The sequence below is a fragment of the Bradyrhizobium commune genome (assembly GCF_015624505.1).
Classification (GTDB): Bacteria; Pseudomonadota; Alphaproteobacteria; order Rhizobiales; family Xanthobacteraceae; genus Bradyrhizobium; species Bradyrhizobium commune.
In genome coordinates this window covers 4276204-4285212 of the sequence record NZ_CP061379.1, presented here as the reverse complement: position 1 = coordinate 4285212, position 9009 = coordinate 4276204, and the positions used below count along the sequence as shown (strand labels likewise).

Here is a 9009-nt window from a genome sequence, read left to right as displayed (position 1 = left end):
TGAGCGCGACCTCTCGGTCGCGCCAGGCTCGCGATCTCACGCCGCACCTAGCCCCAGCTTCGCATAGATGCGCCGCGCATAGGCGCCGAACGCATCCGTCGTCTTCAGCGGCAGCGCGCGCGGGAAGGGCAGGTCGATCGGGAAGTAATCGGCCATCCTCGCGGGGCCCGCGGTCAGCACGGCGCAGTGCGAGGACAGGAACACGGCTTCCTGGATCGAGTGGGTGACGAAGATGATGGTCTTGCCGCTCTCGCGCCAGATCCGCAACATCTCCAGATTCATCTGCTCGCGCGTCAGCGCATCCAGCGCGCCGAACGGCTCGTCCATCAGGATCAGCTTGGGATCGTGGATGAAGGCGCGCGCGATCGCGGTGCGCTGCTGCATGCCGCCGGAGAGCTCTCGCGGATATTTCTGCTCGTCGCCGGCGAGGCCCACGAGGTTGAGCAGGTCGCGCGCCCGCTCGCGCGCGGCCTTGATCGGCAGGCCGACGATCTCGGCCGGCAGCAGCACGTTGTCGAGGATCGTCCGCCATTTCAACAGCAGCGCCTGCTGGAACACCATGCCGATGTCGCGGGTCGGATCGAACGGGCTTTTCGCATGGCCGATCTTCACCGTGCCGCCGTCGGCACCGTGCAGGCCGGCCAAAATCTTCATCACCGTGGTCTTGCCGCAGCCGGACGGGCCGACTAGCGACACCAGCTCACCTTCCTGCACGTCCATCGTCACGTCGGAGACCGCCAGGAATTCGGCGCCGCCGGAGCGATAGACCTTTCGGACGCCGCGCAGGCTGATGAAGGGCTCGTCCGTCATGCCAGCCATTTACCGAGATTGGCCGAGACGAACGCATCGTCGCTGAGGTCGGCATGCTCGCGGCAGACGCGGTCGATCTCGTCCTTCTGACCGGGGCTCAGTCCTTCGTTCGGATCGAGGCACCACAGGCCCTGCATCAGGCCCTGGCGCCGCAGCACCTCGTGGCAGCCGGCGATGCAGCCGTGGAAATTGTTGGCGACGTCGAAGAAGGCGCTGTTGCAGTCGGTGACGCGGGCATCGAGCGCGAGCAGATCGGCAGGCACGCTGTCCTTGTGCCGCGCCTGCTTGCAGCGCTCGAACTGTTTTATCGCGCTCGCCGTCCACACCGACCAGTGGCCGAGCAGACCGCCCTTGAAATAGGTCCGCGTGGTGACGCCGTTGTCGCGCAGATCGAACGGCAGCATCAGGTCGAGCAGGATGTGATCGTCATTGCCGGTGTAGAGCGCGACGCGGTCGAGCGCGCCGGCGGCTGCGACGCCGCGCAGCACGTCGAGCGTGCGATAACGGTTGAACGGCGCGATCTTGATTGCGATGACGTTGTCGATCGCGGCAAAGCGTTGCCAGAACCGGCTGGACAGAATCACGCCGCCGACGGCCGGCTGAAGATAGAAGCCAACCAGCGGGATCTCGGCGGCCACGGCCGTGCAGTGCGCGATGATCTCGTCCTCGGAGGCGCTCTTCATCGCGGCAAGGCTGAGCAATCCCGCATGATAACCGATGTCGCGTGCGGTGCGGGCTTCAGCGATGGCCTGCTGGGTCGGACCGGCGAGGCCCGCGACCATCGCCAGCGGACGCCTGGTCCAGCTCGTGGCGGTCTCGGCAGCAAGCTCCAACACCGGGCGATAGAGGCCGACATCGCGGATCGCGAATTGCGTTGTGTGCACGCCGACCGCGAGGCCGCCGGAGCCGGCGTCGATGTAATAGCGCGTCAGCGCGCGCTGATGCCGCTCGTCGAGCCGGCGCTCGGCGGTGAGCGCCAGCGGGTGTGCCGGCAGCACGGTGCCCTCGGCAATCAGCTTGCGGACCTCGCTGTTGATCTGGCTGTGGTGCATGATGTCCTATCCGAATTCGGGGCCGGCGACGGCGAATGGCGTTTCCTCAGCTGTGGCGGCGGCTGAACCAAATCGCATGCGCTGGAAGGGGCGCTCGATGATCCAGCCCGAGGCGGTCAATCCCTCCAGGAACGCGCTCTGCGACGCGACGGCGTCGATCAGCAACGGTCCGCTCTCGGAGCGTGCGATCGCATGAACCAGGGCGAGCGCTTCGGCGGCATCGTCGGCACACAGCGGACCGATGTGGCGCGCGGTCCGGCCGTCCCGGACCAGCGCAATGGCTCCATTCGCGGACACGATGCGGGAGCCGGAGCGCTGTGCGAAGGCGGTCAGGAGCGGGGAGCGGTCAAAACCGGTCGCGCGCAAGTCGCGGGCGCGCAGCGCGTCGAGCGTCGCGGCCGCAGGTGGTCGCGCGGCCGCCGCACCGGGCTTCACCAGCTTCAGCCGCCGCAATTGCAGCGTCGGCGTGAAGCCGAGCGGCCCGTAGACCATGGCGCCGTCGGGCGTCGCGTCGAGCCAGCTGGTCAGGCCGTTCTTCGTTGCTGTTGCCAGGCAGGCGTCGACAAGCCGCGTTGCAAGGCCGCGGCGGCGATGGCTTGCCGTCACCAGCACCATGCTGATCCAGGCGTTGTTGCCGCCGTAAGGCAGCAGCGCGGCGGTCGCGACCACCAACGCGCCGTTGCGGATTCCGAACACGACGCCCTCGCGCAGGAAGACGCGCCAGTCCTCTTCGGTCTGGTTCCAGTTCGCTTCCGTCGAGAGCACGAGGCCTGCGATCGCATCCTCGACGCCGAGCTTGATGACGGACGGACCGTCAGTAGCGGCCATCTCGCACCTCGTATTTGGTGGGCTTGCCGAGGCTCGGCATGGCGCGCGAGACCCAGTCCGCCGTCCAGGCGATCAGCTGCTCGGTGTCGACCACCGGTTGGCCGAACAGCCCAACGGCCTGTGAGGTATCGGTCAGCCACGCCGTCGGCTCCTCCTTGCCGACCAGCACGGGCGCGCGCCCGAAGCGGGCGCCGAATTTTGCGGCGAGATCGCGCACCGCCAAAATCTCATGGCCGCTGACATTGATCGGCGAGGTCGGCGCGGTGCAATGGGCGAGGCAACGCAGCGCCTGCGCGGACGCGTCGCCCTGCCAGATGAAATTGACGTGGCCCAGGCTGACGTCGATCGGCGCACCCGCCAGCACCTTTGTGGCGATGTCGTGCAGCACGCCATAGCGCATGTCGATCGCGTAATTGAGCCGGAACAGCCGTCCCGGCGTTTCGAACCTGCGGGAAAAGTACTCGAACATCCGCTCGCGGCCGACGCAGGACTGGGCGTATTCGCCGGGCGGATTCGGCGCCATCTCCTCGGCCGAGCCTTTGCCATCGACGGGGACGAACGGATAGACGCAGCCGGTCGAGAATGCCACGATCCGCGATGACGGAAAGGCTTGCGCCACCAGCGCGGGAACATGGGCGTTCATTGCCCAGGTCAGCGACAGATCGCCCTCGGCGCCGAACTTGCGCCCGGCCATGAAGACGATGTTCGGCGCCTGCGGCAGCGACTTGATCGCGGCCTCATCGAGCAGGTCGCAATTGATGGTCTCGACGCCGCGCGCGTGCAGCCAGTCCTTGACACCGGCCTCGCTGAAGCGCGCCACGCCGATGACGCGGCGATCGGGCGCGGCGGCCTTCGCAAGCCCCGCCAGCGTCGGCCCCATCTTGCCGGCGACGCCGAGGATCATGATGTCGCCCTCGACCCTGCTGAGGTCGTCGATCAGCGCCTGGGTCGGACGGCAGAGGAGATCGTCGAGGGCTGCGATATCCGGGATCGTCTTCGGCAGCGTCTGGCGGGTGAGCAGCATCGTCTGGTCCTTGTCTTCAAGTCTGCCTGATATCGCCGACCACGAACATGCGTTCGAGGGCGAGGACCAGGCCATAGAGGGCGACGCCGAGCAGCGTCAGCAGGACGACGGCCATTACCATCGCGGGCGTGTCGAGCGAGGACTGCACCTGGATCATGAGGTAGCCGAGCCCGCGCTCGGAGGCGATGAACTCGCCGACGATGGCGCCGGCGACTGCCAGGATGGCGCCGACCTTCATGCCGGAGAACACGTAAGGCAGCGATCCCGGCAGCTGGATCTTCCGAAACAGCGTCCAGCGCGAGCCGCGCAGCGATTTGACGAGATCGAGCAGATCCGGCTCGACCTCGCGCAGGCCCCGCGCTGTGGTGAGCAGGATCGGAAAGAAGCAGATGCTGAAGGCGATCAGGATGTTCGGCAGGATGCCGTAGGAGAACCAGACGATGAAGAGAGGACCGAGCGCGACCTTCGGGATCATGTTCAGCGTCACGAACAGCGGCAGCAGCACGAGGCTGACCAGCGGCGCCCAGCTGAAGATCACCGCGAGCGCGACGCCGACGAAGGCGCCGAGCGCGAAGCCGCCGAGGATCTCGATCGCCGTCACCAGCGTGTTGGCGCCCCAGGCGTAGCTCGCCGTTCCCAGCGTCTTCACGGTCGCGAGCGGCGAGGGCAGGATGAATTTCGGCACGTGGAAGCTATCGACCGCGAGTTGCCAAAGCACGAGCACGGCGAGATGCACGATCAGGATGATCGCAAAGCTGCGCGCGGGACTTGCTCCGCCACCTGCCACGTCTTGCTCCCTGTTGCCGCGGCCTCGTGGCCCGCGGCGGCAAGCCTAACCGGCTCCGCGCCAAGTTTCAACCAGTTGGTTGATTAGGGCCGGAGCGAATGCAGCACGAGGTCGACGACGTGCCTGCGGCGGGCGCGCCGCTGGGCCCGGCTCGACAGGTCCTTGCCGAAGATCGCCGACAGCGTCGGCGTATTCGAGAAGAAGAAATAGCTGATCCCGGCAATCGAGATATAGAGCTGCACGGGGTCGATCCCGCCCCGGAACATGCCGGCGCGCACGCCTTCGTGGAGGATGTGGGAGAGGCTCTTGACCAGCGGCGAATGCATCGCCTCCAGCCGGGTGGACCCACGGACATGGCGCGCACCGCCGCGGTTCTCGTCGTTCAAAAGCACGATGAAATCGGGGTTTTCCGCCAGATGATCGAACGATGCCTCGATCAGCCTGCGGATCGCCTTGTCCGGCGGCAGGCCTTCGAGATTGAGCCTGCGCTCCTGCTCGCGGATGTCCTCATAGACCCATTCGAGCACGGCGAGGTAGAGCGCGTCCTTGTCGCCAAAATAGTGGTAGACCAGCTGCTTGTTGACGCCGGCGCGCTCCGCGATTTCGTCGACGCGGGCGCCGGCAAAGCCGTGCTTGGCGAATTCCAGGCGCGCCGCGCTGAGCAGCTTCTTGCGGGTGGCGACGGGATCGCGCCGCTGCGGCACGGTGTCGCCTGATCGTTTTGCGGGCATTTCCAACCAGACAGTTGACAAGTGGAGGGCGGGCTTGTTGCATTGGTAGCCTCACATGCGGAGAGCGACAAGCCGGGTCGCCGGAATGAGGGAGAGATGCGATGAAGCTTTTGCGGACGGCTTTTGTGGCTCTGGCGCTCGGCTTGCCGGCGGTCCCTGCGAACGCCGGCGAGGCGGTCAATCTGATCCTGAACTGGACGCCGACCGCCGACCACTCGCCCTATTATTACGCCAAGGCGCAAGGCTGGTACGAGAAGGCCGGCATCGACCTCACCATCGAGACCGGCAAGGGCTCCGGTGTCTCTGCCGCCAAGGTCGGCTCCGGCGGCTCGCCGTTCGGCGTCGCCGATCTCGCCACCATGCTGGTGGCGAAGAGCAAGGGCGCCGACACCGTCGCCGTGATGAGCGTCTACGCCAACACCGGGCAAACTTTCTACTGGCTGAAGAGCTATGGCGTGAACAGCGCGAAGGACTTTGCCGGCCACAAGATCGGCAATCCGCCCGGCGATGCCTCGCGTGTGATGTGGCCGGCCTTTGCCAAGGCCGCGGGGCTGGCACCCGACTCCGTCAGCTTCGTCAATATCGGGCCGACTGCGAAGATCGCCGCGCTGAAGAGCCACACCGTCGACATCATCAGCGATTTCTACAACGAGCATGATCTCAAGGTGATCGAATTCGGGCCCGACCTCGGCTATGTCAACTGGAAGGAGATCGGGCTCAATCCTTACGGCAACTCGCTGATCGTCAACGGCGCCTATCTCCAGAAGAACCCGAAGGTCGTCGAGGACTTCGTGCGCATCACGCAGAGGGCCTTTGCGGCCTGCGTCGCCGACGCGACGCCGTGCCTGAAGGCGCTGCTCGACCAGGTCTCCGGTCTCGACAAGGAGAACCAGGAGCGCCAGTGGGAGCGCATCAAGTTCCTGATGACCGACGAGTTCACCACCACCAAGTCGCTCGGCTGGATCGACGGCGAGCGGATGAAGAAGGACTATGAGCTGGTCCAGACCTATCTCGGCATGGAGAAGCCGTTCGACGTGACGACGGCGTTCACGACCAGGATGCTGGATCCCAGCATCAAGATGGATGCGAGCAAGGTGAAGAGGTAGGGCCCCCGTAGCCCGGATGGAGCGAAGCGAAATCCGGGGCGGTGCGTCTGCGGCGAGAGGGGTCCCGGATTGCGCTGCGCTCCATCCGGGCTACGCACCGGTGTTCGCCCATCCCACCCACGTAACTCCACGGGAAAATTAACCAGCCATTAACCATCCCGGTCGCATCGTTAACCATTCAATAACAGGGAACGAGTCGGCCGCCATGGAGGCCCTAGCAAAACCTCAACGCCAGATGGTGCGCCTGCGCGGGCGCTCTTATGTGGCTTTCGTGTTCGTGCCGACGGTTCCGATCCAGGACTGGCTCCAGGAGATCGACGCCACCATCGCGCGTTCGCCGGGCTTCTTTGCCGGCCGGCCCGTGGTGGTCGATCTCGCCTCGGTCGATCTCAGCCAGGCCGGAATCAGCCATCTGCTCGCAAGCCTCCAGGACCGCAACATCCGCGTGCTCGGCATCGAGGGTGTGGAGGAGGCGCGGCTGACGCCGGTAATGCCGCCTTTGCTCTCGGGCGGACGCAGCTGCGTGATCGAGCCGACGGCGCCCAAGAAGCCCGAAGTGAAGCCCGAGAAGCCGCCGACCTCGCTGCTGCTCGAGGTGCCGGTGCGCTCCGGCCAAACCATCATCTTCCCGGAAGGCGATGTCACCATTCTCGGCTCGGTCGGATCCGGTGCCGAGGTCGTCGCCGGCGGCTCCATCCACATCTACGGCGCGCTGCGCGGCCGCGCCATGGCGGGCGTGAACGGTCACGCGAGCGCGCGGATCTATTGCCAGAAGATCGAGGCTGAACTGCTTGCAATCGATGGGTTTTACCAGACGGCGGACGATATCGACGAAGCCTTGCGCGGACGGCCTGCCCAGGCCTGGCTGCAAGGCAACACCATGCGAATTACAGCGCTGAACTGACCAGTCAAGGAGGATATTTCAATGGCCAAGGTTCTGGTCGTGACATCAGGCAAGGGCGGCGTCGGCAAGACCACGACGACCGCCGCGCTGGGAGCTGCGCTCGCACAACGCGGCGACAAGGTCGTCGTCGTCGATTTCGACGTGGGCTTGCGCAACCTCGACCTCGTGATGGGCGCCGAGCGCCGCGTCGTGTTCGACCTCATCAACGTGGTACAGGGTGTGGCCAAGCTGCCGCAGGCGCTGATCAAGGACAAGCGGCTGGAGAACCTCTGGCTGCTGCCGGCTTCGCAAACCCGCGACAAGGACGCGCTGACGGAGGAAGGCGTCGGCAAGGTCATCGCCGATTTGCGCAGCCGTTTCGACTGGGTGATCTGCGACAGCCCGGCCGGCATCGAGCGCGGCGCTTCGATGGCGATGCGCTTTGCCGATGAAGCCGTGATCGTCACCAATCCGGAAGTGTCCTCGGTGCGCGATTCCGACCGCATCATCGGCATGCTCGATTCCAAGACCGTGCGAGCCGAGAAGGGCGAGCGGGTCGAGAAGCACATTCTCATCACCCGCTACGATCCCTCGCGCGCCGCGCGCGGCGAGATGCTGACCATCGACGACATCCTCGAGATCCTCGCAACGCCTTTGCTCGGCATCATCCCCGAGAGCCAGGACGTGCTGCGCGCCTCCAATGTCGGCACGCCGGTCACGCTGTCGAACGCCGAGGGCGCGCCTGCGCGGGCCTATATCGATGCGGCGCGGCGTCTCTGCGGCGACACGGTGCCGATGCAGGTGCCGGCCGAGCGCAAGGGTTTTATGGATCGCCTGCTGCGACGGAGGGCTGCATGAGCATGGGTCTGCTCCGGCTTCTCCGCGGCAACAAGGCCTCTGCACCGGTCGCTCGCGAACGGCTGCAGATCCTGCTTGCGCATGAACGCGGACTGCGCGGCCAGCCCGATCTGCTCGGCGTGCTGCGTGAGGAAATTCTCGCCGTCGTCTCCAAGCACGTGACGCTGGATCCGACCAAGGTCATCGTGCGGCTCGAGCGCGGTGACGAGGTGTCGACGCTCGAGGTCGACATCGAGGTGCCCAACGATTTCGAGCACAGGAAGGTCGCGGTCGGGTAGGGGACCTGACCTTTCGAACCTGTGGCTGAAAATTTGGGGTGGGTGACAGGCAGTCCGCCGGGGCATCGGCGGGCTGCCTTTTCGTTTACGCGCACAATCGGAACGAGACGCGCGGCTCGATCGTTGTCGGAAACCCGCGGGTGCGCGTCCACGCGCGCTGCACCGCGGCTTGGTCAATCGGGAGAGCGCCCATGATGTCCGAGGTCCAGGTCCACACCGTCGCCCGGCAAATGCTGGAAAAGCATGGTTTTGCTGCGATCGCGAAGGCGGCCGAACAGGCCCAGGCCTGCGAGGGCCGTGGGGAAGCGGACGAGGCGAAGGAGTGGCGTCATATCGCCGACGCCATGAAGATCATGCGCGGTCCGCTTCAGGGCTGATCACTGGGAAACGGGAGCGCTCAGCGCTCCTCGTGGTCGGTTCCCTGCGTGGGAGTGCGATGCTGCGTTTGCGGCTGCGCGCGCTGGCCGGTCTCCTTGCAGGGGAGCTGCTCCCACGATCCGTCCGGCGCCTGCTGGTAGGCGCTACAAGATGACGCGGTCGATTTGTCCTCGCCCGTCTGGGCATTGGAATTGTTCGCCAGTGCCGGCAGCGCCAGCACCGCGCTGGCCGCGAGCGCGCCAGCGAAAACGAGATCGGCTATTCGCATGGGGTT

12 protein-coding genes are annotated in these 9009 nt (G+C 65.8%); 5 read left to right on the top strand and 7 right to left on the bottom strand.

All coding sequences use genetic code 11. The features are described 5' to 3' along the window. Positions 1-36: 36 nt before the first annotated feature. From IC761_RS20215 to IC761_RS20190, 6 genes are all read right to left on the bottom strand, one after another. Positions 37-819, bottom strand: a complete 783-nt coding sequence (locus tag IC761_RS20215; RefSeq protein ID WP_195798402.1) for an ABC transporter ATP-binding protein — start codon at positions 817-819, stop codon at positions 37-39. After that, a complete protein-coding gene (locus IC761_RS20210; RefSeq protein WP_195798401.1) occupies positions 807-1862 on the bottom strand; it encodes a dihydrodipicolinate synthase family protein in 1056 nt (351 codons plus the stop codon). The genes IC761_RS20215 and IC761_RS20210 overlap by 13 nt, the downstream gene beginning before the upstream one ends. Positions 1863-1868: 6 nt before the next feature. Continuing rightward, complete coding sequence (locus tag IC761_RS20205; protein WP_195798400.1) at positions 1869-2690, bottom strand: GNAT family N-acetyltransferase; 822 nt, start codon at positions 2688-2690, stop codon at positions 1869-1871. After that, positions 2677-3714: an NAD-dependent epimerase/dehydratase family protein gene (locus IC761_RS20200; RefSeq protein WP_195798399.1), complete on the bottom strand. Its 1038-nt coding sequence runs from the start codon at positions 3712-3714 to the stop codon at positions 2677-2679. The genes IC761_RS20205 and IC761_RS20200 overlap by 14 nt, the downstream gene beginning before the upstream one ends. A 16-nt stretch (positions 3715-3730) precedes the next feature. Then, positions 3731-4501 carry an ABC transporter permease gene (locus IC761_RS20195; RefSeq protein ID WP_195798398.1) on the bottom strand — a complete coding sequence of 257 codons (771 nt, stop codon included), beginning with the start codon at positions 4499-4501 and terminating at the stop codon, positions 3731-3733. Between the two features lie 83 nt (positions 4502-4584). Then, positions 4585-5232 (bottom strand): TetR/AcrR family transcriptional regulator, encoded by a 648-nt coding sequence (locus IC761_RS20190; RefSeq protein ID WP_195798397.1) that lies wholly within the window; start codon positions 5230-5232, stop codon positions 4585-4587. Between the two features lie 101 nt (positions 5233-5333). Between IC761_RS20190 and IC761_RS20185 the strand changes: the two genes are divergently transcribed. From IC761_RS20185 to IC761_RS20165, 5 genes are all read left to right on the top strand, one after another. Beyond that, positions 5334-6338, top strand: a complete 1005-nt coding sequence (locus IC761_RS20185; RefSeq protein ID WP_195798396.1) for an ABC transporter substrate-binding protein — start codon at positions 5334-5336, stop codon at positions 6336-6338. A 205-nt stretch (positions 6339-6543) separates the two neighbouring features. Further along, positions 6544-7242, top strand: a complete 699-nt coding sequence (minC, locus tag IC761_RS20180; RefSeq protein ID WP_195798395.1) for a septum site-determining protein MinC — start codon at positions 6544-6546, stop codon at positions 7240-7242. A gap of 21 nt (positions 7243-7263) precedes the next feature. Next, positions 7264-8079 (top strand): septum site-determining protein MinD, encoded by an 816-nt coding sequence (gene minD / locus IC761_RS20175; protein ID WP_195798394.1) that lies wholly within the window; start codon positions 7264-7266, stop codon positions 8077-8079. Continuing rightward, positions 8076-8357, top strand: coding sequence for a cell division topological specificity factor MinE (minE, locus tag IC761_RS20170; protein WP_195798393.1), 282 nt, complete (start codon positions 8076-8078; stop codon positions 8355-8357). The genes minD and minE overlap by 4 nt, the downstream gene beginning before the upstream one ends. Positions 8358-8548: 191 nt before the next feature. Then, complete coding sequence (locus IC761_RS20165; RefSeq protein ID WP_195798392.1) at positions 8549-8734, top strand: hypothetical protein; 186 nt, start codon at positions 8549-8551, stop codon at positions 8732-8734. Positions 8735-8754: 20 nt separating this feature from the next. Here the strand turns inward: IC761_RS20165 and IC761_RS20160 are convergent, their stop codons facing one another. After that, positions 8755-9003 (bottom strand): hypothetical protein, encoded by a 249-nt coding sequence (locus IC761_RS20160; RefSeq protein ID WP_195798391.1) that lies wholly within the window; start codon positions 9001-9003, stop codon positions 8755-8757. Positions 9004-9009 lie beyond the last annotated feature (6 nt).